The organism is Kineococcus arenarius subsp. arenarius (assembly GCF_050871845.1).
Taxonomy (GTDB): domain Bacteria; phylum Actinomycetota; class Actinomycetes; order Actinomycetales; family Kineococcaceae; genus Kineococcus.
In genome coordinates, this window is record NZ_JBJLSE010000031.1 from 18084 (window position 1) to 40669 (window position 22586).

The window sequence follows — 22586 nt, forward strand, 5'->3', positions numbered from 1 at the left end:
CTGGTCCGGCGTGCTGGTCCGGCGTGCTGGTCCGGCGTGCTGGTTCGGCAGGTGCTGCTCATCCCAGCTGTCGGCGCAGCTCGGGCAGGACGGTGGAGCCGATCAGCTTCACCGCGGTCATGGCATCAGGTCCCATCGGGGGCCCGAAGGAGATGTGGCGGATACCGGCCTCCAGCAGTGCCGCGCACTGGGCGACGACGTCGTCGACGCCGCCGACGATGCCCAGGCTGAGCATCGCCTCGCTGACGCTGGCGATCGCCTCGGCCTCACGGCCTTGCAGCATCAGCTTCTGAGTGTGTTCGAACTCCTGCGGATCCAGTCCGTTGGCGGCCAGCGCATCGGTGGACAGCGAGCCGGAGTAGAGCGCGATGTGCTTGGCCATCAGGTAGCGGGCCTCGTCGCGATCGTCGGAGACCGAGGCCCACACGCACGCGGCGACGTCGAGGTCGTCGATGCTGCGGCCCGCCTTGGCCGCTCCCGCGCTCAGCTGCTGCACGACGCCGTGCACGTGCCGCGGCGGCAGGCACAGCGGCAGCGCGCCGTCGGCGAGGCGACCGGTGAGCTCGAGCATCCTGGGTCCCATCGCGCCCAGATAGATCGGTGTCGGCCGGGAAAAGCGCAGCACCGCCTGCTCGGTCCAGCCCTCGGCGACACCCTCCAGCCCGGCGGGGCTGCGCCCGGCGAGCAGTTCGCGGATGGCCAGCACGGCCTGGCGGGTGCGCACGACGGGACGGGCCGGTTGCAGGCCGGCCCAGCGGAAGAACACATCGGAGCCGGCGCCCAGACCCAGCAGGAAGCGGCCGTCGGAGACCTCCTGCAGGCCGGAGGCGAGCATGGCGATCTGCACCGGATGCAGGGAGACGGGATCGATGACGCCGGATCCGAAGCGGATCCTCTTCGTGCGCAGTGCGATGGCCGTCAGCGTGACGATGCCGGGTTCGCCGAACAGGTCGTTGCCGGTCCACACCTGATCGAAGCCGGCCTCTTCGACGACGAGGGCCTTGTCCACGACCTCGCTCACCCCGTGCCCGCCGATGCGGGCGCTGAACGTCGCAGGTCTCACCGATCCTCCTCGTTGACTCTCTCCAGGCGCATGTGCAGGTTCTCCGGTGGGTCGGGGCAGGCCACCAGCGGCCGGGAGGTGACGTCCATCCCGCTGCCGAGCAGGGCCACCACGTTGGCGATGGCGAAGTAGCAGAACCGCTTGCCTTCGGGTACCACCAGGCCGCGCTCGCCGATCTCGAAGGAGTCGCCGACCTCCAAGCCGCAGGCAGAGTAGTTGAAGCCCTCCACGGTGCAGCGGACCGTCACCGGCGTCTTCAGTGTCATCCCGCTCCTCCGATCCGCTCCAGGCGCATCACCACGTTCTCGGTGGCATCGGGGCAGCAGATGAGGGGTTTGCGCACCAGCCAGTCGTCGGCGGGCAGCTCACCCTGCATCATGCCCAGCACCGGCACCACGGCGGCCAGCGCGAACGGGCAGAACGCCCGCCCCCCGGTGGACAGGCCGCTGCCGTCCACATCGAAGCTGTCCCCCACCGCGATGGCGCAGCGCGGGGCATCAGCGCGCTCGACGACCACCCGCACGCGCGAGCAGGCGGGCAGGCGCTCGCTCGTGGGTTGGTGGCCGACCGGGTGTTGGCCCAGTGGGTGCTCGCTCACCGGGCGGTCCACGGGTGGCCGCTGCTCTGCGCGAGCGCCGCCTGTGCCATCGGTCCCAGGTGCTTGCGGCGGGTGCCGGCGTGCGCGAGCGCGCTGAGGGCATCGCGCAGGATCCGCTGCAGCGGGTCGGCGTCCATGACGTAGCGGGCGCTGGCCAGTTCCGTCGTCGCCGTGATCACGCGGCGCAGCGCGCTCGCGGCGACGGCGTTGGCGGCTGTCATGCGGGCCTCGTCGACCTCGGTCAGCACCGTGTCGGAGAAGATGATCTCATCGGTGCGGCGGGCGATCTCACGCACCCCGGCCTCGGCGAAGTCCACCTCACCCATGGCCTCCCCCAGCATCTCCACGGTGGCGGTGTCGCGGGAGCCGCGCGCGCGCACCAGCCGCCCCGTCGTGGTCAGCAGGTGGCGGGCGATGCCCAGCACGACACCGGTGAGGGCGAAGTGGCAGATCTTCACGCTGCGGTTCAGCGGGTCCGCCTCGTGGCGGTAGGGCGCCTCCCGGTCGAAGGCGTGGGAGGTGGGCACGAAGGCGGGCGTGCGGATGTCGAAGCTGGTGCTGCCCGAGCCGCGCACCCCCAGCGTCTGCCAGTTGTGGGCGGGCTCGATGGCTTCGCGCGGCAGCCACATCCCCAGGTGCACCTGCTTGCCGTCGGCGCCGAGCAGCGGCTGCTCACCGTCGAAGACCAGAGCGCCGCCCACGATGTGCTCGGCGGTGTAGCTGCCGCTGCCCCAGTCCCAGTGCCCGGAGACCAGGTAGCCGCCATCGACGCGCTGGGCGCGCCCGCGCGGGTGGAAGGAGCCGCTGGTGGGCATGTCGCGCGTGGGGTAGAGCTGATCGTAGGCGCCCTGCTCCAGGCGGCCGGCGTAGTAGCCGCCGGCGTTGAGGACACCGACGTTCCAACCGGCGGAGGCGTCCACGGCGGCGATGGTGGCCACGACGGCGACCTGCTGCTCCAGGGTCATCTCCAGGCCACCGCGGGATGCGGGAAAGCCCATCTCGAAGACGCCGGCGGCGCGCATGGCCCGCTCGGCGCGCGGGGTCAGGCGCGCGGCGGCCTCGATGCCGTCGGCCTCTTCGGCGATCAGCGGCAGCAGTGCGGCGGTGTTGGCCAGCACCGCGTCCGCGCTGGTGGGCGGCAGCAGCGCCGGGCCATCGGCGGTGGAGCTGCGGGCCGGGTCGGCGCTGGTGCAGCTGCGGGCCGCGTCAGCGCCGGCGGTGCTGGGCGTGGTGCTGGAGGCGGGCTTGACGGTGGTGCTCACGGGTTCTCCTCAGGCGATGGGTTCGCCGCCGGTGACCCACAGGGTCTGCCCGGTGACGTAGGGGGCCGCGAGCAGTCCGAGGACGGCGTCCGCGACGTGCTGGGGGCTGGGGAAGGTGGGCAGCGCCATCCGCTCGAGCAGGCGCGCGGCCAGGGCGGCGCGTTCGGGTGAGAGCTCCTCCTCGCCGGCGGGGTCGACGATGCGCCCGGGCGCCACCACGTTGGCGGTGATGCCGTGCCGGCCTTCTTCGAGGGCGGTGTAGCGGGTCAGGACGCTGGCCGCGGCCTTGGCGGCGCCGTAGGCGCCGTTGCCGGCGGCGGGGCGCGCCATCAGCGCCCCGGCGATGTAGACGATGCGTCCCGTGCCCGCCCGGCGCATGCCCGGCACGAAGCGGCGTAGCAGCGCGGCGTGCCCGGCGGCGCCGATGAGCTGGGCGAGCAGGTCGCCGGCTGCGGTGTCGGCCACGGCGGTGTGCACGTCCTGGCGCGGGTGGGCGGCGTTGACCAGCAGGGTGACCGCGCCCAGGTGCCCCTCGACGGCGCCGGCGGCCGCATCCAGCGCCCGCTCGTCGTCCAGGTCGGCGGCGACGGCCAGCAGGTCTCCCTGCACCGAGGCGAGCAGGTGCTGGGCGGCGGCCTCGTCGCTGCGCCAGTGCACGCCCACGCGTGCTCCTTCGGCCGCCAGCGCGTGGACCACGGCGCGGCCCACCGGGCCGGTGGCGCCGGCGACGAAGGCGACCTGCCCTTGCAGGCGCCCCACCGGCGCAGCTGCGCCAGCTGCGAGCGCGCCAGCTGCGAGGACGTCAGCTGCGAGGACGTCGGTGCGGGACATCAGTGCAGCACCGCGGACAAGAACGCGCGGGTGCGCTCGTGGGTGGGGGTGTCCAGGACCTGCTGCGGGGTACCGATCTCGACGATGCGGCCGGCGTCCATGAAGACGACGCGGTCGGCCACCTCGCGAGCGAAGCCCATCTCGTGGGTGACCACGACCATGGTGATGCCGCCGGTGATGGCCAGGTCCTTCATGACGGCGAGCACCTCACCGACCAGTTCGGGATCCAACGCACTGGTGGGCTCATCGAAGAGCATGACCTTGGGCTGCATGGCCAGTGCCCGGGCGATGGCCACGCGCTGCTGCTGACCACCGGACAACTTGGAGGGGTAGGAGTCCTCCTTGCCGGCCAGCCCCACTCGGCCCAGGAGCTCACGGGCGTAGGTGCGCGCCCACTGCCGGCTCTTGCCCTGCACGCGGACGGGGGCGAAGGCGACGTTGTCCAGAGCGCTCATGTGCGGGAAGAGGTTGAAGTGCTGGAAGACCATGCCGATCTCGACGCGCTGCTGGCACGCCTCGCTCTCGCGCAGCTCGTGCAGGCGCCCGCGGTGCTCGCGGTAGCCGATCAGCTGACCACCGACGCGGATGCGGCCGGCTCCGATCTCCTCCAAGTGGTTGATGCAGCGCAGCAGGGTGCTCTTGCCGGAGCCGGAGGGCCCGATGATGCACAGCGTCTCGCCCTCGGCGACCTCGAGGTCGACCGCGTGCAGGACTTGGGTGTGCCCGTAGTACTTGTCGACCGCGTCGATGGTGATCATCAGCGTTCCGCCGTCCGCCGCTCGAGGAAGACCTGCACGATGGAGAAGATCGCGATCACCAGCAGGTACCAGGTGGTCGCGACGATGAGCATCTCGATGGTGCGGAAGTTCAGCCCGGAGATGCCCAGGACGACGGTAAGCAGGTCACCGCCGGCGATGACGGAGACGATGGCCGAGGCCTTGAGCATGCCGATGAACTCGTTGCCCAGTGGCGGGATGATGACGCGCAGCGCCTGCGGGAGCACGATGTGGCGCAGGGTGCCGGCGGCGTTCAGGCCCAGCGCCTTGGCCGCCTCGTGCTGTCCGCGCCCGATGGAGAGGAGACCGGCGCGCACGATTTCGGCCATGTAGCCGGATCCGGCCAGCGCCAGGCCCAGCACGGAGGCCCAGAAGGGGGTGATGACGTCCTTGGCCGCCACCGACCACCAGGTGATGTCGGTGAAGGGGACCCCGATGCGGAACTGCTGCACGAACAGACCGAGGTTGCCCAAGATGATGAGCAGCACGATGAGCGGAACACCGCGGAAGACGAAGACCCAGGCCGCGGCAAAGCCGGCGATGATCCGGCTGGCGGAGGTGCGCATCACCCCGATCAGCAGGGCCAGCACCAAGGAGAGCACCATGCCGATGACGGTCATCTCCAGCGTCAGCAGCAGCCCTTTGAGCACGTTGGCGTCGATGAGGTACTGCCCGACGACGGACCACTCGAAGTTGGGGTTGGTGGCCAGCTCGGCGACCGCCAGCACGAGGAGGAGCACGACGATCGTGGCGCCGATGCCGCGTCCCCAGTGCCGCACGGGCACGACGTCCATCTTCGGTGGTGCCTGCTTGCTCGGCCCTGACCGCTCGTCGGGTACTGCCAGCTCGCCCGACGCTGCCTGCTTGCGTGCGCCGGTGCGCACGCGTTGCTCGATCTGCTCGCTCACGCTGCTCTTCCCTTCTCGGCCAGGTGGGTGCGTGCGACGTCGATCCACCGGCTGCGCCAGCTGGAGGCGTGCGCGCTGACCCCGACGAGGTCGCGGGTCAACTTCTCGAAGCCGGTGGCCTCGTGGATGGCCGCCGAGCCGAGCACATCCGCGCAGCGGTCCAGGACGGTGCGCGCGAGCTCGGTGGCCAGCGGTGCATCACCGCGGGCCATCACCGACTCCGCCGGCAACTGCCCCGGGCTGAAGATCGCCTCGTCGATCTCGCGCACCCCGTGCAGGACGAGGGCGCGCGCCGCGCGCACCGAGGTGGCCGCCTCACCCAGCAGGGCCAGAGTGCGCTCGCCGGGCTCACGGCCGCTGCGGGCGCGCGCGAGCAGGTGCTCGCTGGTGAGGTCCACGGCGTGCTGGGCGATGCCGATGCAGATGCCGGCCATGCTGTAGAAGGGCAGGTCGACGTGCTTGATGAGGGGATCGGCATCGGCGCGCGGGGCGTAGAAGCGGTCGAAGGTGTGCCCGGCGGGAACGAAGACGTCCTGCACGGAGTAGCTCTCGCTGCTGGAGGCACGCAGTCCCACCACCTGCCAGTCATCGTGCAAGCGCACCTGCTGCACCGGCAGCCACAGGCCCAGGGTGAGGACGCTGCCGTCCTCGCGCAGCAACGGGTTGCCGTCGGCGTGGTGCACCTGCGCGCCGCCGACGATCAGCTCCGCTGAGCGGATGCCGCTGCCGAAGGACCAGGTGCCGCTGACCCGGTAGCCGCCCTCGACGGCGAGCGCCCGGCCCTTGGGGTGGAAGGAGCCGCAGGTGGGCCGGTCCAGAGTGGGGTAGAGCTCGGCGAAGGCCTGCTCGCCCAGCCGCTCGGCGTAGAAGCCGGTGGCGGCCAAGACGGCAAGGTTCCAGGCGGTGCCGGCATCGGCGGTGGCGACGAGCTCGACCATCTCGGTCTGCTGCAGCAGCGGCATCTCCGGGCCGCCGTGGCGGCGAGAGAAGCCGACCTGGTAGGCACCGGCGGCGCGCAGCGCGGCGTGCACGCGGGGCGTCAGGCGCCGGGTGGCTTCCGCCTCGGCGGCGTCCTCACGCACCAGGGGCAGCAGCCGATGCACCGCGTGCAGGATCTGGGCGCTGCTCAAGGCCGCGCAGCTGCTTCCCTCGGCCGGGTTGACCGGGCCGCTGGAGCTAGCCGAACCGCTGGGGCTGGCCGGACCGCTCGCGTCGGTGGTGCTGGCGGGGCTCGTCGTGGTCGTCATGCAGCTCCTCGCAGGTCGTCTAGGGCGGGCAGGACACGCGTTCCCAGCAGCCGCAGCGCCTCGTGGGAGGTGCGTCCCAGCGGCTGGCCGAAGGACAGGTGGGTGGCGCCGGCGGCGGCCAGCTGACGGCAGCGCTCGGCGACCTCGTCCGCGCTGCCGGCCAGGCCCAGGCGCAGCATGTCCTCATCGACGGCGGCGACGGCGGCCTGCTGCTGCCCGCGCTCGACCAGGGCGGCGACGGCGGCGAAGCGCTCGACGTCGAAGCCGCCGGCCTCCAGGGTGGCCGGGGCCAGCGAGCCGGCGTAGGCGGCGACCTTGGGCGCCAGCCGCGCCCGGGCCGCCGCCGGGTCATCGTCGATGGAGCACCACAGGCAGCAGACGAGGTCGAAGTCCTCGCCCACCGCGCCGACCTGCCGGCGGAACCAGCCGAAGCGGTCCGGTGGCAGGCACAGGGCCAGGACGCCGTCGGCTTCCCGGCCGGCGAGCGCGAGCATCTTCGGGCCCATCGCGCCGAGGTAGATGCGGGTGGCCGGTGCGGGACCGTCCTTAAGGGCGGCCTGCTCGTGCCAGCCGTCGGGAACCCCGCCGCTGAGCAGGGCGCGGACCGCGCGCAGTCCCCGGCGGGTGCGCGCCACAGGGGTGTCGGGCTGCAGGCCGGCCCAGCGCAGGAAGACCTGCGAGCCGGCGCCCAGACCCAGCAGGTAGCGGCCGGCGGACAGCTCCTGCAGGTTCGCGGTGATCATCGCGATCTCAGCCGGGTGCAGCGTCACGGGGTTCAGGACGCTGGAGCCGACCTGCAGGTGCGAGGTCGCCTCCAGGGCGAGGACGACGGGCACCAGTCCGGAGCGGCGCAGCAGGTCGTTGCCGGTCCAGATCTGATCGAAGCCGTAGTCCTCGCAGGCGATGGCGGCGTCGCGGAACTCCTGCAGGCCCACCCCGCTGGAAAGGCGCAGGCTGAATCTCACTATGCGCCCGCGCCGGGCGCGGTGCCGGTGATGGGGTTCACCACGACCTCCTCGGCGCTGATGGCTGCGGCTTGGACCTCGTGGGCGGCCAGCACGTCGGCGTAGGTGCCGTCGTTGATGAGCGCCTTGACGGCGCCGGCCAGGGCGTTGGACAGGCCTGGGTTGGCCTTGCCGACGGCGATGGCGGTGAGGTTGGCGGGCGACTCGTCCTCGGGCAGGACCTGGGCGACGAAGGCGCCGGAGCTGGCCTGGACGGCCTGCTCCTGGGTGGTGGTGGTGTCCAGCCAGGCGTCCACCGTTCCGGCGCGCACGGCACTGATGGCGGCGGTGGCGCCCTGGTACTCGGCCAACTCGATGGCGTTGCCCGCGCAGGAGGCGTCGCTGACGGCGGTGACCGTCTCGCTCTGCGTCGAGCCGACGGGAACGCCGACGGTGAGGCCGCACATGTCCTTCAGCGACTGCACGCCCTCGGGGTTGTCCTTGGGCAGCAGGAGCGATTCGGTGGACTTGTAGAAGGGCACCAGGTCCACCACGCTCTGCTCGCGCTCGGCGGTGTCGGTGACCTGCCCCATGAGGGCGTCCACCGCGCCGGACTGCACGCCGGGCAGCTGGGCGGGCCACTGCATGTTCTGCCACTGCACCTGCACGCCGAGCACCTGACCGAGCGCGGCCGCCAGGTCGGGGGCGACGCCGACGGGGGTAGAGGTGTCGGCGGGGTCCACGCCGATCATCGGAGGGGTCTCCCACAGCGCACCCAGGGTGAGGCTTCCACTGCTCTTGACCTCCTCGGGGAGCATCTCGTGCAGGGCGGCGTCCTGGGCCAGGGAGGGCGCGGGTGCCGCGCTGGCAGAGGTCTCGCTGGCCGCTTCGGTGGAGCTGCTGCAGGCGCTGGTCAGCACCGCGAGGCAGAGCACGGCGGCAGCGGGCAGGGCGCGGTGGGTCATCGGGGATCCCATCTCAGGAGGCGGACGCTGGGGTGAGAGCGGAAGGGGCGGTGGATGCCGGAGCGGCTGCAGGCGTGGGAGCGGCTGCAGGCGTGGGAGCGGCTGCAGGCGTGGGAGCGGCTGCAGCCGTGGGAGCGGGGGTCGAGCCGGGCGCAGCGCAGTCGGCAGCAGCGGGAGTGTGCGTGCCAGTCGTCACCAGCCGGCAGCCCTCGGCCTGGCAGGCGTCGGCCAGGTCATCGCTGAGCAGGTCCTCGGCGATGGTGACGACGGTGTACTCGTGCCCGTAGTGGCGCACGAAGTCGGTGACGTCCTCGGCGCGGGTGCGGCTCTCGCCCACGCGCGGGCGGATCGTGGCCAGCCGGCGCAGCGGCTGCTGCCCGGTGGCTTCCAGCAGGGCGGCCACGTGGCGGCGCACGTGGGCAGGGACCTCACCGGCCACCGCGATGCCCAGGCGGCGCCCGCGGGGCAGGTGGTGGGTGGTGAGGGCCTGCTCCGCTCCGGTGGCCGGGTCGGGCCAGGCGCCGGTGAGCAGCCAGTGCAGCGTGGCAGGCCAGGGCCCGAAGCCGGCGGCGGCGTTGAGGTGGCCTCCGTCGGCGATCAGGACGCTGGGCAGCTGCAGCGGCTGCCCGTACAGCGCGCCGGCGTCGGGCTGGGCCCACGGGTCGTTCTCGGCGTGCACCAGCAGCGGAGGGTGGGTGCTGAGGGCGCTCACCGTGGCCGCGCTCACCGAGGAGGGCAAGGGAGCGTTGATCGCCTTGTCGAGCCATGCGGAGCGGTTCGTGGGGTGCTCTGCGGGTGCCGGTGGGGCGACCAGCAGGACGCGTCCGGCCGGTGGGGCGCCGGCCAGGCCGTCGGAGGCCAGGTGCAGCCACAGCAGGGCGCTGAGGCCGTGGGCGATGACGGTGCAACCGGGTGCGCGGTGCAGGGCGCTCAGGACGGCGGCGCGCCAGTGCTGCAGCGAGGGCGCTTGGGGGTGGGGAAGGGTGGGGTGCTCGACCCTCCAGCCGCGGTCGGTGGCCTGCTGGGCCAGCCAGCCCTGCCAGTGGCCGGCTGCACGTCGGTGCTGCCACCCGTCGAGCAGCAGCAGCTCATGCGGTGCGCGCGAGTTCGGCAACCGAACACTCCTCGAAGTGGGCGGGCAGGGGCGCGCGGATGCCGCTGGTGGTGGCGGTGAGGGCGCGCACGTGCTCGGCGGCCACCGGCGCCACCTGATCGCGCAGCCGGAAGAAGAGGGGGGTCGCCACCAGCCCCGGCCAGTCGGCGGGTAGCAGCTGCGCGGGCAGCCCCGGGTCGTTGTAGGGGATCAGTCGCCACTGGTCCAGCGCTCGCACCCACAGGCTGAAGGCCTCGTGGGGTCGCGGGTGCTGCAGCCGGGTGATCTGCTCGGCGTGGCGGTCCAGGAAGCCCTGGTGCAGGGCTGCCAGTTCGGTGAAGTCCCACCACTGCGCCACCGAGGTGCGCAGGTCGCGGAGCGGGCGGATCTCCTCGGCGGCGAAGAGGGTGCAGTGCTCGCGCACGCCGAGCTCCTGCAGCACCTCCTCGATCTCTTCGGTGAGGTAGTGCGGAGCCACCCACAGGGCCGCGGAGACGGTGCCGCAGCCGAAGTAGCGCAGCCGGCGGCGCAGTTGGTGGCGCAGGTCGCGCAGCTGCTCGGGAATGGAGAAGGAGATCAAGCACCAGGCTTCGCCACTGCTCATGGCGCGTGGGTGGTGGATGCGCTGGTGAGCTCGCACGAGCATGGGGTGGGCCTGCTCGGTGAAGGCGTAGCCGGGTACCCCCTCGCGGGCCTCGGCGTGCAGCAGGCCCTTGGCCTTCACGCGCACCAGGGCGGTGCGGGTGCGGGGGGCGGGCACGCCGGCGTCGGCCATCAGCTGGATCAGGGGGGTGATGGCGATCCAGCCGCCGAGAGGGCGCACGTAGGTGGCCAGGACGGTGCGCAGCAGTGAGGTGACGCTGCCGGGTCTGGCGTCGATGTCGTCGATGGGGTCTGCCGTCGCCATGGCGACCACCTCCTCCGCTGGGCATGCATCGGGTGCTGGTGGAGGCAGACGCTACGTTGAATTGACGATCGTCACGTTTCTGGCATGTCAAGTCCTCGTTGCACTTGTGTTTCACCGCCGCGACGGCCGCAATGGCGATGAGATCACCAGCGGCTCGCAGGACATCGACGGACCGTGCGCATAGGGGTGTGGGGATGTGGGGATGGACTGCGCACGGGAATGGTTGGTGTGCACCGGATCGGGGCTGCGTGCGCGCCCACAGGAGGTGCGCAGGAGAAGAGGCCGCCCTCGACGGAGGACGGCCTCTTCTGGCGCTGCACGCAGCGTGCCCCGTACAGCTGAGCGCAGCGGATCAGGACCTCAGCTGGACATCATCTCAGGGCACCAGTCGCCGGGGACGGCTGCTCAGGACAGCACGGCGGTGGCCTGGATCTCCACCAGTGCCTGCGGCTGCCACAGCGCGGTCACTCCCACACCGGTCATCGCGGGGTAGTCCGGGCCGATGAGCTCAAGCCACACATCGCGGATCTGGCGCCCGTGCGCCTGGTAGTCGGGGATGTCCAGCAGGTAGAGAGTGATGCTCGCCAGATCCGCGGGTGTGCCGCCGGCGGCACGCAGCGCCTCCAGCAGGTTGCTCATGGCCTGGCGGAACTGCGGCACGATCCCACCGTCGACGATGCGTCCGTCGGCGCCCAGTGCCGTCTGACCGGACAGGTGCACCAGGCCCGCTGAGCGCACGGCATGGCTGAAACCGGAGGGTTTGGCGAGGGTGTCGGGGTTGATCCGCTCGAGGGGCATGGAGACCTTCCGGAACGATGAGTCTGCTGCTAACTTGACCATCGTAACGAGAACGTCATACCTCGACCAGGCCCGGACACCAGGAGTTCTGCGTGCTGCGATGGCTGAAGCTTTCCCCGGCGGGAGACGACGTCTTCACCACGAGCCACCAGGCGATCCCCTCCGGGCGCGCCTACGGCGGTGAGATCGTCGCCCAGGCGCTGCTCGCCGCGACGCGCACCGTGGACCCGCAGCGCCTGGTGCACTCGCTGCACGGGTATTTCCTGCGCCCGGCCGATGTGCAGCGCCCCACGAACTGGTCGGTCGAGCGGGTGCGCGATGGACGCGGTTTCAGTTTCCGGCAGGTCAGCGGCGAGCAGGGTGGCAAGGAGGTTTTCCGCGCTCAGCTGTCCTTCCACCTGCCCCGCCCCGGTGCGCGGCACGCCCTGAGCGCACCGGCCGGCCTGGGCGATCCTGAGGGCCTGCCGACGACGGAGAAGGTCCTCGGCGCAGCGCAGGTGCGTGATGCGCTGTACTGGGCGCATGAGCGGGGCTTCGATGTGCGCCACGATCCCTCACCGCTGTACACCGAACCCGACCCGGGCGCAGGAACGCGCCAGGCCGTCTGGTTCCGCTCCTTCCAGCCCCTGCCTAAGGACCCGGCGGCCCACCGCGCTGCGCTGGCCTACGTGTGCGACTACACGATGCTCGAGCCCGTCCTGCGCCGGCACGGGGCGCACTGGAGCAGTGAGGGACTTGTCACCGCCAGCATCGATCACGCCCTGTGGTTTCACGCCGACGGCCGCCTGGATGAGTGGAACGTGCTGGTGCAGGACTCCCCCGCCGCCGAGAACGGCGTCGGGCTGGGCACCGCGAGCATCTTCAGCCGGGAGGGCCGGCTGCTGGCCACCGTCGCCCAGCAGGGCGTGGTCCTCACCGGGCAGGCTGAGCAGGCATGAAGCTCGCCACCGTCCGTACCGGTGAGGTCGGCTGGAACAGACAGCTCACTGACGCTGGCAACGACACCGGTGTCATCACCGGTGATGACACCGGTGAGGACACCGAGAGCGGCACCGGCACCCGCGCCGCCGTCGTGCAGGGCGAGGAGTTGCTGCTGCTGCCGGCGCGCGACGTCGGCCGGCTGCTGGCCCAGGCGCACTGGCGCGAGGTGGTGGAGCAGGCACTGGCGGACGCTGAGCGCTTGCCGCTGGCCGGTGCCCGGCTGACTCCGGTGATCCCCCGGCCGGGCAAGATCGTCTGCGTGGGGCACAACTACCGCGCCCACCTGGCCGAGCTCGGCCAGAGCGAGCCGGCGGCGCCGACCCTGTTCACCAAGTGGGCCGATGGTCTGCTGGCTCACCGTGAGCCGCTGGCGCTGCCCGCGGTCTCCACCCAGGTGGACTGGGAGGCGGAGATGGCCGTGGTCGTCGGCGCGCCGCTGCGCGGCGCCCGACGCGAGGAGGCCGCCGCCGCGATCGCCGGCTACACCATCGCCAACGACGTCTCGGTGCGCGACTTGCAGAAACGCACCTCGCAGTGGCTGCCCGGCAAGGCCTTCGACGCCCTCACACCACTGGGCCCCTGGCTGGTCACCGCGGACGCCTTCGAGCCCGCCGGGCAGCGCATCCGCTGCCTGATCGATGGGGAGGTGGTGCAAGAAGGCGATCCCGGTGATCTCGTTTTCGATGCCGCCACGCTGCTGGCGGAGGTCTCCACCTTCACCCGGCTGCGCCCGGGTGACCTCCTGCTCACCGGGACCCCCGGCGGAGTGGGCATGGCCCGCACCCCGCAGCGCTGGCTGCAGCCGGGGCAGGAGCTGATCACCGAGATCACCGGCATCGGCCAGCTGGTCAATCCCGTCATCGGCTGAGTCACCCACTCGGTCACCCGCTGAGTCACCCCTTTCAGGAGGAGAGCATGAGCGACACCGACGTGAACGCCCTGCCGAGCGTGCATCCCGTCGTCACCCGCGCCGGCCAGGAGCACCGCGACACCGGCCAGTCCGGTGGCGCGCTGCGCATCTCCGGAGTCAGCGCTCAGCACACTCCGGCCAGCCGCATCTGGTTCGGCAAGGTGAGCAACGAGCCCGGCTACCGCTCGTTGCCCCACCACCACGGCGAGGCGGAGACGGGCGGCTACGTCCTCACCGGCACCGCGCGCATCTACTTCGGTGAGGACTACCGCGAGTTCGTGGACATGAGCGCGGGTGACTTCGTGTTCGTGCCGCCGTTCATGCCGCACGTGGAGGCGAACATGTCCACCACCGAGGAGCTGGTGTGGCTGACGGCCCGCACTCCGGAGAACATCGTGGTGAACCTGCCCGAGGTGCCCGATGAGGACCTGCAGGGCTACCGCCGCACCTGAGATCCTCCTCCCGCCCCGCCCCATCTCCTCACCCGGTGACCCGGTGATCTGATCAGCGGGTCAGCGGGTCAGCGGGTCAGCGGGTCAGGGCCAGAACGTCGCCGCGTAGCGCTGCGCGCCGGCCTCGAGCAGGTCGACCATCTGCACGAACAGGGCGCCGGCGCGCAGGCCGGCCCAGTCGGGGCCGAGCAGCTCCGGGGGCAGGCCGGGGTCCTTGAACGGCAGCTGGCGCCACTGGTTCAGCGCCAGCGCGTAGGTGCGGAAGGCTTCGCGATCCGAGCCCGGCTGCTGCTGCCAACGCTGGGCCAGCGGCTGCTGATCGCGCACGAAGGCGTGGTACTCGGCGTCGAGCTCGGCGAGGTCCCAGCCGCGGGCGATGAGGCCGGCCAGAGCTTCAGGGCTGTCGCCGCCGGGCGCTACCTGGGCGGTGAACAGGTCGACGAACTCCAGCAGCTGCAGGCGGCTGAGCAGCGAGCGGGCCGGCTGCAGCATGCGCGCGGGCGCGATCCACACTCCGGGGCCGATGTTGCCGAAGCCCAGACCGGTCAGCCGTGAGCGCAGCAGGTGCCGCTTGGCGCGCTCGGACTCGGGGACGGAGAAGGTGACCAGCACCCACCCCTGGTCCAAGGAGACTTCCTGACGGGCTCGCCAGACGACCTCGTCGCCTTCGGCCAGCGAAGCCAGGGCGGTCTCGGTGAGCCGGTAGCCGCTGATGCGCCCGCGCTTGTCCGCCTCCAGCCAGCCGCGGCTCTTCAGGCGGGAGACCAGGGTGCGCACGCTGGCTCCGTCGAGGCCGAGCTCGCCCATCAGCGAGACCATCGCCGATACCGGCGCCCATCCTTGCTGGCGGCGCACGAAGGCGCCGAGGAATTCCACCAGGAGGGTGCGCGGGTGCGCGGCGACCACGCTGGTCTCGGCCAGGACGGACACGATCGGGACCTCCGATGGGCGATGGTGGGGGGAATCTACCGCGGTGGGGATGAGCGTCGGCGGCTGCGCTGGAGCGCGGCGGACGTAACGAGAGGTTTACATCACGCTCTTGTGACGGCCGTCAAGCAGTAGTTACGTTGAGGGGACCCACTCACCGGAGGTCAGCCGTGGACTCGCCCTTCTGGAACCCCAAGACTGAGACGCTGCCGCGCGAGCAGCTGCGGGCCCTGCAACTGACCAAGCTGCAGCGCGCCACCGCCTGGGCCGCTGCCCGCAGCCCCTTCTACCAGCGTTCCTTCGCCGCCGCCGGCTTCGCCCCCGAGCAGCTGCGCACCTTCAGCGACATCGAGCGCATCCCCTTCCTCACCCGCGAGGACTGGATGGCCAGCCAGAGCGCCCACCCGCCCTTCGGTGAGCTGCCCGTGACCGGCGCCGCCGGCGCGGTCCGCCTACACACCACCTCCGGCACCTCCGGGCGCACCCCGCTGCGCGCACTGGACAGCCGCAAGGACTGGGCCTGGTCGGCGGAGATGTGGTGCTACGCCCTGTGGGGCGCCGGCGTGCGCTCCCACGACGTCGGCTACGTCGCCTTCGGCTACGGCTCCTTCATCGGCTTCTGGGGCCTGCACAACGGCCTGGAGAAGATCGGCGCCCTCACCATCCCCGGTGGCGCGCAGAGCACCACCACCCGCGTCAAGCAGATCATCGACTTCGACGTCACCGTGGTCGCCTCCACCCCCACCTACGCCCTGCGCATGGCCCAGGAGGCGGAGGCCCTCGGCATCGACCTGGCCGCCTCCAAGGTCCACACCGTCATCCTCTCCGGTGAGCCCGCCGGCTCCATCCCCGAGACCAAGGCCCTCATCGAGGCCGCCTGGGGCGCCAAGGCCTACGACACCGCCGGCATGACCGAGGTCTCCACCATCTTCATGTTCGAGCCCGCCGACCAACCCGGCGGCTGCCACATCATCGAGGACCACTTCATCGAGCAGGTCATCGACCCCGCCACCGGCACCGAGGTGGGCTACGGCGAGCAGGGCGAACGGATCTGCACCTCCTTCGGGCGCGGCACCATCCCCCTGCTGCGCTACCGCACCGCCGACCTGGTGGTGAAGGTCCCGCACACCACCTCTGCCTCCGCTCGCACCTGGGACCTGTACGCCGGCGGCATTCTGGGCCGCGTCGACGACATGAAGCTGGTGCGCGGCACCAACGTCTACCCCCGCGCGGTGGAGGGCATCGTGCGCACCTACCCGCACGTGGAGGAGTTCCAGCTCAAGATCGTGCGCGAAGGCATCCGCGACGAAATCTACCTGCGCATCGAACCGGCCGCCGGCCTTAGCGACGACCAGTGGCAGGCCATGGCCCACCGCATCGGCCTCGACCTGGCCGATGCCCACGAGGGCCTGCGCTTCATCGTCGAGCGGGCACCGCAGAACGAGCTGCCCCGCTTCGAGCTGAAGGCCAAGCGCCTGGTGGACCTGCGCCCGCCCGCCCCCACCCCCGTGCTCGCCTGAGGCCGACGGCGCACAACCGACGAGGAGACGTGAAGAGCATGAGCACCGACCTGCTGGGATCACCGCTGAGCGCCGACGAGCGTGCGGTCATGGACGTCTACACCGCCCTCAAGGCCCTCGCCGGGCGCGACCTCCCCCCGTGCGCGGCCGCGAACGTGCGCGCCGCCCTGGTGGCCGTCGCCGTCGCGGTCAGCGACCTGGCCCTGGACTACGAACACCTGACGGACCTGACGTGCTGACCCCCACGCCAACCCCCGCGCCGGCTCCCGCGAGCGCTGCCCACGAAGCCGCACCAGGCACCGCCCCCACCACGACCCTCACCACGACCCCCAGCACGACCCCCCGCAGGGCCGGCGGCTCACCGGCCCTGCGGGTGGCCTGCCGCGGCGGCGGCCCGGCCGGGCTGTTCACCGCGATCCTGCTCAAGCTCGCCGACCCCGCCCATCAGGTCACCGTCTTCGAGCGCAACGCCGTCGACGACACCTTCGGCTTCGGCGTCGTCTTCAGCGAGGAGACGCTGTCCAACATCGCCGCCGCCGACCCCGTCTCGATGCAGCGCATCGAGACGGAGTTCCGGCACTGGAGCGCCATCGACGTCGACTTCCTCGGCCGCAGCGAACGCTCCGACGGGCACGCCTTCGCCGCCCTGGCCCGCAAACGCCTGCTGCAGATCCTCACCGAGCGCGCGCTGCAGCTGGGCGTCGACGTGCGCCACCGCACCCCCTCCCCGGCCCTGGAGCAGCTGCAGGCCGACTACGACCTCGTCGTCGCCGCCGACGGAGTAAACTCCGCCACCCGCAACGTGAACCCGCAGGCCTTCGGCGCCAGCGTCGATGTGCGCACCTCCAAGTACGTCTGGTTCGGCACGACCAAGCCGTTCGAGTGCTTCAGCTTCTTCTTCGTCGACACCCCGCACGGGATGTTCTGGGCGCACGTCTACCCCTTCGACGACACCCGCTCCACCTTCATCGTCGAAACCGACGAGGACACCTGGGAGCGCGCCGGCCTGGCCGACTTCGCCGCCCGCCCCCGCACCCCCGGCGAGAACGACGAGGCCAGCCTGGCCTTCTGCGAGAAGGTCTTCTCCGAAGTCCTCGACGGGCACCCGCTGCTGGGCAACAACTCCGGATGGCTGAACTTCTCCGTCGTGCGCAACGAGCGCTGGGCGCTCGCCAACACCGTCCTGCTCGGCGATGCCGCGCACACCGCGCACTTCTCCATCGGATCGGGCACCAAGCTCGCCCTCGAGGACGCCATTGCCCTCGTCGACGCCCTGCGCGCGGTGGACTTCGAGCCCACCGACGTCCCGCAGGCGCTGAGCGCCTACGACGCCGCGCGCCGCCCCGTCGTCGCCTCGCTGCAGCGCTCGGCGCAGACCAGCCTGGAGTGGTTCGAAGGCGCCGCCCGCTACCGCGAGCTGGCTCCCGAGCAGTTCACCGCCGCACTGCTCACCCGCAGCCAGCGCATCACCTACGACAACCTGAAGCTGCGCGATGCCGACTACAGCGAACGTCTGGACGCGTGGCTGACCAAGCGCACCCGCGACAACCTCGCCGGCACCGGCGTGCAGGTCGCCGAGGGCACCCCGCCGATGTTCCACCCCTACCGCGTCAAGGACCTCGTCCTGGCCAACCGCATCGTCGTCTCCCCGATGGCGCAGTACTGCGCCATCGACGGTCTCCCCACCGACTGGCACCTGGTGCACCTGGGCTCGCGCGCCGTCGGGGGCGCAGCTCTGGTGATGACGGAGATGACCTGCGTCTCCCCCCAGGGGCGCATCACCCCCGGCTGCCCGGGATTGTGGAACGAGGACCAGCAGCAGGCCTGGTCACGCATCGTCGACTTCGTGCACGAGCAGTCCCCCGCCGCCATCGGCGTGCAACTGGGCCACTCCGGGCGCAAGGGCTCCACCAAGCGCATGTGGGAGGGCATGGACGAGCCGCTGCCCGAAGGCGGCTGGCAGGTACTCGGCCCCTCACCGCTGCCCTACCTGCCCGACAGCCCCGTGCCGCGGGAGATGACCGATGCCGACATCGCCGAGGTGATCGACCAGCACGCCGCCGCCACCCGGCGCGCCCTGGCTGCCGGCTTCGACTGGCTGGAGCTGCACTTCGCGCACGGCTACCTGGTCTCCAGCTTCCTCTCCCCGCTGTCCAACCACCGCAGCGACGGCTACGGCGGCGACCTGGCCGGACGCTCCCGCTTGGCGCTGGAGGTGCTGGACGCCGTCCGCGCGATCTGGCCGCAGGAGCGACCACTGTCGGTGCGCATCAGCGCCACCGACTGGGTGGACGCTGACGGCTCAGGCCGGCGGGGCTTCAACGGCGACGACGCGGTGCAGCTGTCGCGGTGGCTGCACGCGCACGGCGCCGACGTCGTCGACGTCTCCACCGGGCAGACCAGCCCTCACGCTCGCCCCGCCTACGGCCGGCTCTACCAGACCCCCTTCAGCGACCGGGTCCGCCAGGAGGCCGGGGTACCGACGATTACCGTCGGGGCCGTCTCCTCCACCGAAGACACCAACACCATCATCGCCACCGGCCGCGCCGACCTCGTCGCCATCGCCCGCCCGCACCTGGTCGACCCCTACTGGACGCTGAACGCGGCGCTGGACACCGGCTACCGGGGGCACCCCTTGCCCAAGCAGTACCGCTCCGGGCGCAGCGCCCGCCGCCGCGCCCAGCAGCCGTGAACCACCCGAGGAGAACGCCGTGAGCATCACCGCCGCCCCCACGATCGCCGCCCTGCGCGAGCAGGCCGCCCGCCTGGACGCGCAGGACCCGCTGGCGCCCGAGCGCGAGCGGTTCCTCCTGGAGGCCGCCCCGGCGGTGACCTCCTACCTAGACGGCAATTCCCTGGGCCGCCCGCTGCGGGCCACCGCCGAGGAGGTGGACGCCTTCGTGCGCGGGCAGTGGGGCGGGCGGCTTATCCAGGGCTGGACCGACGGCCCCGGCGCCGACGCGACCGGGACCGGCAGCGACCCCACCGGCACCAACGCCACCGCCACCGCCGCGGGCACCGGCGGCTGGATGGACTGGCCGCAGCAGCTCGGTGACCTCCTCGGCCGCGCCGCCCTCGGCGCCGCACCCGGGCAAACCGTCGTCGCCGACTCCACGACGGTCCTCTTCTACAAGCTGGTGCGCGCGGCCGTCGACGCCGCGACCGCCACCGGCCGCGACGAGGTCGTCTGCGACACGGACAACTTCCCCACCGACCGCTTCGTGCTCGAGGGCGTGGCCGCCGAGCGCGGCCTGACGCTGCGCTGGATCGAGACCGACCCCGCCGCCGGCGTGCAGGTCGAGCAGGTCCGCGACGCCGTCGGCCCCCGCACCGCGCTGGCCACCTTCAGCCACGTCGCCTACCGCTCCGGGCACCTGGCCGACGCGCAGGCGATCACACGCGTCGTCCACGACGCCGGCGCTCTGGTGCTGTGGGATCTCAGCCACTCCACTGGTTCGGTCGAGCTGGCCCTGGACGACTGGGGCGTCGACCTCGCGGTCGGCTGCACCTACAAGTACCTTAACGGCGGCCCCGGCGCCCCCGCCTTCGCTTACCTCGCCCGGCGCCACCACGGCGTGCTGCGCCAGCCGGTGCAGGGCTGGATGGGCCACGCCGACCCCTTCGCCCTGGGCGCCGGCTACCGGCCCGGCCCGGGGGTGCGCCAGCTGATCTCCGGCACCCCGCCGATCCTCGGCATGGTGCCGGTGCGGGTGGGCGCCGAGCAGCTGGAACGCGTCGGCACCGCCGCCGTGCGCGCCAAGTCCCTGCAGCTGACCTCCTTCGCCCTGGATTTGGCCGACGAGCTGCTGGTGCCGCTGGGCGTGCAGGTGGCCACCCCCCGCCAGGCGCACCGCCGCGGCGGGCACCTGACGCTGCGCGAGGGCACCAGCGGTACTGACTTCCGCGCCCTCACCGACGCGCTGTGGCGGCAGGGGGTGCTGCCCGACTTCCGCGCCCCCGACGGGATCCGCCTGGGCCTGGCACCGCTGTCCACGAGTTTCGGCGAGGTCCTCGACGGCTTCCTCGCCATCCACCACGCCTTGCAGGGCACCCTTGACGGAGGCACGCGATGAGCACTCATGCATCGACCCCCGCACAGGGCGCCCCAGCACACGCTTCTCCAGTCCAGGCCGCATCCGCCGACAACACCCGCGCAGGCAATACCCGCGCCGTGGAGGCGGGCGTGGTCACCGACTTCAGCCGCGAGATGTCCTACGGCGCCTACCTGCGCCTGAATCAACTGCTGAGCGCCCAGCACCCCCTCAGCCTGCCCGAGCACCACGACGAGCTGCTGTTCATCGTCCAGCACCAGACCACCGAGTTGTGGCTGAAGCTGGTCCTGCACGAGCTGCGCGCGGCCGTGACCGCGCTGGCCGCAGACGACCTCAAGCGCGCCCTGAAGCAGATCGCCCGCGTCAAGCACGTCCAGCGCACCCTCACCGAGCAGTGGTCGGTGCTGGCCACGCTCACCCCCACCGAGTACGCGCAGTTCCGCGGCTCCCTGGCCAGCTCCTCCGGCTTCCAGTCCCACCAGTACCGCGCCGTCGAGTTCACCTTGGGCAACAAGAACGCCCAGATGCTCGACGTCTTCGCCCACGATCCGGCCGCGCACGCCGAGCTGGAGGCGCTGCTGCACGCGCCCAGCCTCTACGACGAGTTCCTGCGCCTGCTGGCCCGCCGCGGCCACGCGGTGCCCGCCGCGCTGCTGGAGCGCGACGTGCGCACCGCCCACGTCTTCACCCCCGCTCTCGTGCCGGTGCTGCAGCGCGTCTACGAGCAGGCCGAGGAGCACTGGGAGGAGTACGAGGCCTGTGAGGAGCTGGTGGACCTGGAGGACAACTTCCAGCTGTGGCGCTTCCGGCACCTGAAGACCGTCGAGCGCACCATCGGCTTCAAGCGCGGCACTGGCGGCTCCTCCGGCGTCGGCTTCCTGGCCAAGGCGCTGGAGCTGACGTTCTTCCCCGAGCTGTACGCCGTCCGCACGGAGATCGGCACGTGAGCACCGCCCCTCCTGTGCCTACCCTTCACTGCACCGCTGTCCTGGCGCCAGGAGTCCTGGACGGCTCACGCACCGCCCAGGAGCTCTTCGAGCGGGCACTGGCCGCGCGCGGAGTCATCGGCACCCTGGTGCGCACAAGCACCGATGATGAGTTCGCCGCAGCCGCGCGCGATGCCGCTGTGAGCGGAGAATTCCTTCTGCTACCCGCCACGGGCGAGCCAGTGGCGGCCACACTCACCGCATGGGGCCTTGATGGGCCGGTGATCCGCGTGGACGTGCAGGCACGCGAGCCGGACCCGTCGCCACAGCTACGACGCCACCTACACTCGCGCGGCATGGACGCTTTCGCCTTTGCCGTCGACACGTGGTTCTTCGCCCGCACCGCTCCCGCCACACGACACAGCTACGGCATTGATCCCGACCAGTACGCCGAGCTGCGTCTGCCCGGTGGATCAGGCCCCTTCCCCGTCGCCGTCCTGGTCCACGGCGGCTACTGGCGCTCGCGCTGGCAGGCCGACCTCATGGAGGCGGTGGCCGCCGACCTCACGGCCCGTGGTTACGCCACCTGGAATGTGGAGTACCGCCGCCCCGATCGGCACGACTGGGACGCCACCACCGCGGACGTGGCGGCCGCGCTGCGGGCGCTGGCCGGCCTGGACGCCCCGCTGGACCTGCAGCGCGTGGTCCTGCTCGGCCACTCCGCCGGCGGCCAGCTCGTCGTGCGCCTGGCCGCCGACGTGACCGCCGCCAGCACGGCCGCCGGGGCCTGCAAGCCCGTGCGCCCGGCGCTGACGGTCTCGCTGGCCGGCTGCCTGGACCTGGAGAGCATCCACGACCGCCACCTCAGCGAGGGCGCCGTCGCGCTGGCGCTCGGCGGCTCGCCCGCCGAGCTGCCGCAGGTGTACGCCGCCTCCTCCCCGCTGCGCCGGCTGCCGATCGGCTCCCCCGTCGCCGTGGTCTGCTGCCGCGGCGACGACCCCGACCTGCTCGACGCCTCGCGCCGCTACGCGGCCGCGGCCCGCGCGGCCGGTGACGACGTGGCCGTGTTGGAGGAGGACGGCGACCACTTTAGCGTCGTCGACCCGCGCACCCGGGTGTGGCAGCGCACCCTCGACCTCGTGACCTCGCGGGTGCCTCCGACTCCAGAGCACAAGTAGCGGCACCAGGCGACTACGGCATGCTCAGCTCGAGGCAGTGGCGGCTTCCTCGATGTCAGCAGACCAGGCTGACGGACGGGTCGACGCGACGGACAGTACACGGGCACCACCGTAGAGACAGGGCGGTCTCAAGCGGTCAGCGCAACAGCTCCGTGAGCTTCTCTGATGGTGTCATGAACTGCAGGGTCTTGCGAGGACGACCGTTGAGGGAGTCCTGGATCGCGAGCAGTTCCTTCCTGGTGACGTCG

23 protein-coding genes and 1 pseudogene are annotated in these 22586 nt (G+C 71.8%); 9 read left to right on the plus strand and 15 right to left on the minus strand.

Annotated elements, in window-relative coordinates; translation table 11 throughout:
• Window positions 1–58 precede the first annotated feature (58 nt).
• The 13 genes from ACRYM0_RS09775 to ACRYM0_RS09835 form a co-directional block, all read right to left on the minus strand.
• A complete protein-coding gene (locus tag ACRYM0_RS09775; protein WP_432504507.1) occupies window positions 59–1063 on the minus strand; it encodes an LLM class flavin-dependent oxidoreductase in 1005 nt (334 codons plus the stop codon).
• Window positions 1060–1329: a TIGR04076 family protein gene (locus ACRYM0_RS09780; protein WP_432504509.1), complete on the minus strand. Its 270-nt coding sequence runs from the start codon at window positions 1327–1329 to the stop codon at window positions 1060–1062. Before ACRYM0_RS09780 ends, ACRYM0_RS09775 begins: the two co-directional genes overlap by 4 nt.
• A complete protein-coding gene (locus ACRYM0_RS09785; protein ID WP_432504512.1) occupies window positions 1326–1661 on the minus strand; it encodes a TIGR04076 family protein in 336 nt (111 codons plus the stop codon). The genes ACRYM0_RS09780 and ACRYM0_RS09785 overlap by 4 nt, the downstream gene beginning before the upstream one ends.
• Window positions 1658–2923, minus strand: a complete 1266-nt coding sequence (locus ACRYM0_RS09790) for an acyl-CoA dehydrogenase family protein (RefSeq protein WP_432504514.1) — start codon at window positions 2921–2923, stop codon at window positions 1658–1660. Before ACRYM0_RS09790 ends, ACRYM0_RS09785 begins: the two co-directional genes overlap by 4 nt.
• 9 nt (window positions 2924–2932) lie before the next feature.
• Window positions 2933–3754, minus strand: a complete 822-nt coding sequence (locus ACRYM0_RS09795; protein ID WP_432504516.1) for an SDR family NAD(P)-dependent oxidoreductase — start codon at window positions 3752–3754, stop codon at window positions 2933–2935.
• Window positions 3754–4512: an amino acid ABC transporter ATP-binding protein gene (locus ACRYM0_RS09800; protein WP_432488806.1), complete on the minus strand. Its 759-nt coding sequence runs from the start codon at window positions 4510–4512 to the stop codon at window positions 3754–3756. Before ACRYM0_RS09800 ends, ACRYM0_RS09795 begins: the two co-directional genes overlap by 1 nt.
• Entirely contained in the window at window positions 4512–5438 is a 927-nt protein-coding gene (locus tag ACRYM0_RS09805) for an amino acid ABC transporter permease (RefSeq protein ID WP_432504518.1), read from the minus strand. Before ACRYM0_RS09805 ends, ACRYM0_RS09800 begins: the two co-directional genes overlap by 1 nt.
• Window positions 5435–6685, minus strand: coding sequence for an acyl-CoA dehydrogenase family protein (locus tag ACRYM0_RS09810; protein WP_432504520.1), 1251 nt, complete (start codon window positions 6683–6685; stop codon window positions 5435–5437). The genes ACRYM0_RS09805 and ACRYM0_RS09810 overlap by 4 nt, the downstream gene beginning before the upstream one ends.
• Window positions 6682–7650 carry an LLM class flavin-dependent oxidoreductase gene (locus ACRYM0_RS09815; protein WP_432504522.1) on the minus strand — a complete coding sequence of 323 codons (969 nt, stop codon included), beginning with the start codon at window positions 7648–7650 and terminating at the stop codon, window positions 6682–6684. The genes ACRYM0_RS09810 and ACRYM0_RS09815 overlap by 4 nt, the downstream gene beginning before the upstream one ends.
• Entirely contained in the window at window positions 7650–8594 is a 945-nt protein-coding gene (locus tag ACRYM0_RS09820; protein ID WP_432488810.1) for a transporter substrate-binding domain-containing protein, read from the minus strand. Before ACRYM0_RS09820 ends, ACRYM0_RS09815 begins: the two co-directional genes overlap by 1 nt.
• Before the next feature lie 13 nt (window positions 8595–8607).
• The gene (locus ACRYM0_RS09825) at window positions 8608–9708 is read right to left on the minus strand and encodes an RBBP9/YdeN family alpha/beta hydrolase (RefSeq protein WP_432504525.1); all 1101 of its coding nucleotides are present in this window, start codon (window positions 9706–9708) and stop codon (window positions 8608–8610) included.
• Complete coding sequence (locus tag ACRYM0_RS09830) at window positions 9683–10594, minus strand: PaaX family transcriptional regulator (RefSeq protein ID WP_432504527.1); 912 nt, start codon at window positions 10592–10594, stop codon at window positions 9683–9685. Before ACRYM0_RS09830 ends, ACRYM0_RS09825 begins: the two co-directional genes overlap by 26 nt.
• A 405-nt stretch (window positions 10595–10999) precedes the next feature.
• Complete coding sequence (locus tag ACRYM0_RS09835) at window positions 11000–11392, minus strand: RidA family protein (protein WP_432504529.1); 393 nt, start codon at window positions 11390–11392, stop codon at window positions 11000–11002.
• A gap of 92 nt (window positions 11393–11484) precedes the next feature.
• Here ACRYM0_RS09835 and ACRYM0_RS09840 point away from each other — a divergent pair, with 92 nt between their 5' ends.
• Genes ACRYM0_RS09840 through ACRYM0_RS09850 form a run of 3 tightly spaced genes read left to right on the plus strand, consistent with a single transcriptional unit; the run spans window position 11485 to window position 13735 of the window.
• Window positions 11485–12330, plus strand: a complete 846-nt coding sequence (locus ACRYM0_RS09840; RefSeq protein WP_432504531.1) for an acyl-CoA thioesterase — start codon at window positions 11485–11487, stop codon at window positions 12328–12330.
• The gene (locus ACRYM0_RS09845; RefSeq protein ID WP_432504533.1) at window positions 12327–13241 is read left to right on the plus strand and encodes a fumarylacetoacetate hydrolase family protein; all 915 of its coding nucleotides are present in this window, start codon (window positions 12327–12329) and stop codon (window positions 13239–13241) included. Before ACRYM0_RS09840 ends, ACRYM0_RS09845 begins: the two co-directional genes overlap by 4 nt.
• A gap of 47 nt (window positions 13242–13288) precedes the next feature.
• Complete coding sequence (locus ACRYM0_RS09850) at window positions 13289–13735, plus strand: cupin domain-containing protein (protein ID WP_432504536.1); 447 nt, start codon at window positions 13289–13291, stop codon at window positions 13733–13735.
• A gap of 84 nt (window positions 13736–13819) precedes the next feature.
• On the opposite strand, the gene ACRYM0_RS09855 is transcribed toward ACRYM0_RS09850, so the two are convergent.
• On the minus strand, window positions 13820–14665 hold the full coding sequence (locus tag ACRYM0_RS09855) for a PaaX family transcriptional regulator (RefSeq protein ID WP_432504539.1): 846 nt from the start codon (window positions 14663–14665) through the stop codon (window positions 13820–13822).
• A 167-nt stretch (window positions 14666–14832) separates the two neighbouring features.
• Between ACRYM0_RS09855 and ACRYM0_RS09860 the strand changes: the two genes are divergently transcribed.
• The 6 genes from ACRYM0_RS09860 to ACRYM0_RS09885 all read left to right on the plus strand — a co-directional run bounded on the left by ACRYM0_RS09860 (window position 14833) and on the right by ACRYM0_RS09885 (window position 22338).
• Window positions 14833–16182, plus strand: coding sequence for a phenylacetate--CoA ligase family protein (locus tag ACRYM0_RS09860; protein ID WP_432504541.1), 1350 nt, complete (start codon window positions 14833–14835; stop codon window positions 16180–16182).
• A gap of 38 nt (window positions 16183–16220) precedes the next feature.
• Window positions 16221–16421 (plus strand): hypothetical protein, encoded by a 201-nt coding sequence (locus ACRYM0_RS09865; RefSeq protein WP_432504543.1) that lies wholly within the window; start codon window positions 16221–16223, stop codon window positions 16419–16421.
• Window positions 16415–18874 (plus strand): bifunctional salicylyl-CoA 5-hydroxylase/oxidoreductase, encoded by a 2460-nt coding sequence (locus tag ACRYM0_RS09870; RefSeq protein ID WP_432504545.1) that lies wholly within the window; start codon window positions 16415–16417, stop codon window positions 18872–18874. Before ACRYM0_RS09865 ends, ACRYM0_RS09870 begins: the two co-directional genes overlap by 7 nt.
• A gap of 19 nt (window positions 18875–18893) precedes the next feature.
• Window positions 18894–20255 carry a kynureninase gene (locus ACRYM0_RS09875; RefSeq protein WP_432504547.1) on the plus strand — a complete coding sequence of 454 codons (1362 nt, stop codon included), beginning with the start codon at window positions 18894–18896 and terminating at the stop codon, window positions 20253–20255.
• A gap of 110 nt (window positions 20256–20365) precedes the next feature.
• The gene (gene kynA, locus ACRYM0_RS09880; protein WP_432504549.1) at window positions 20366–21181 is read left to right on the plus strand and encodes a tryptophan 2,3-dioxygenase; all 816 of its coding nucleotides are present in this window, start codon (window positions 20366–20368) and stop codon (window positions 21179–21181) included.
• A gap of 335 nt (window positions 21182–21516) precedes the next feature.
• Window positions 21517–22338, plus strand: a complete 822-nt coding sequence (locus ACRYM0_RS09885) for an alpha/beta hydrolase family protein (RefSeq protein ID WP_432504552.1) — start codon at window positions 21517–21519, stop codon at window positions 22336–22338.
• A gap of 136 nt (window positions 22339–22474) precedes the next feature.
• On the opposite strand, the pseudogene ACRYM0_RS09890 reads toward ACRYM0_RS09885, so the two are convergent.
• Window positions 22475–22586 (minus strand): annotated as a pseudogene (locus tag ACRYM0_RS09890) (IS30 family transposase); the annotation flags it as partial.

Coding starts and splice junctions, on each gene's coding strand:
- ACRYM0_RS09780 (WP_432504509.1), bottom strand. CDS start 1,329: ATGACACTGAAGACGCCGGTGACGGTCCGCTGCACCGTGGAGGGCTTC.
- ACRYM0_RS09795 (WP_432504516.1), bottom strand. CDS start 3,754: ATGTCCCGCACCGACGTCCTCGCAGCTGACGTCCTCGCAGCTGGCGCG.
- ACRYM0_RS09800 (WP_432488806.1), bottom strand. CDS start 4,512: ATGATCACCATCGACGCGGTCGACAAGTACTACGGGCACACCCAAGTC.
- ACRYM0_RS09810 (WP_432504520.1), bottom strand. CDS start 6,685: ATGACGACCACGACGAGCCCCGCCAGCACCACCGACGCGAGCGGTCCG.
- ACRYM0_RS09820 (WP_432488810.1), bottom strand. CDS start 8,594: ATGACCCACCGCGCCCTGCCCGCTGCCGCCGTGCTCTGCCTCGCGGTG.
- ACRYM0_RS09830 (WP_432504527.1), bottom strand. CDS start 10,594: ATGGCGACGGCAGACCCCATCGACGACATCGACGCCAGACCCGGCAGC.
- ACRYM0_RS09835 (WP_432504529.1), bottom strand. CDS start 11,392: ATGCCCCTCGAGCGGATCAACCCCGACACCCTCGCCAAACCCTCCGGT.
- ACRYM0_RS09845 (WP_432504533.1), top strand. CDS start 12,327: ATGAAGCTCGCCACCGTCCGTACCGGTGAGGTCGGCTGGAACAGACAG.
- ACRYM0_RS09850 (WP_432504536.1), top strand. CDS start 13,289: ATGAGCGACACCGACGTGAACGCCCTGCCGAGCGTGCATCCCGTCGTC.
- ACRYM0_RS09865 (WP_432504543.1), top strand. CDS start 16,221: ATGAGCACCGACCTGCTGGGATCACCGCTGAGCGCCGACGAGCGTGCG.
- ACRYM0_RS09885 (WP_432504552.1), top strand. CDS start 21,517: ATGGACGCTTTCGCCTTTGCCGTCGACACGTGGTTCTTCGCCCGCACC.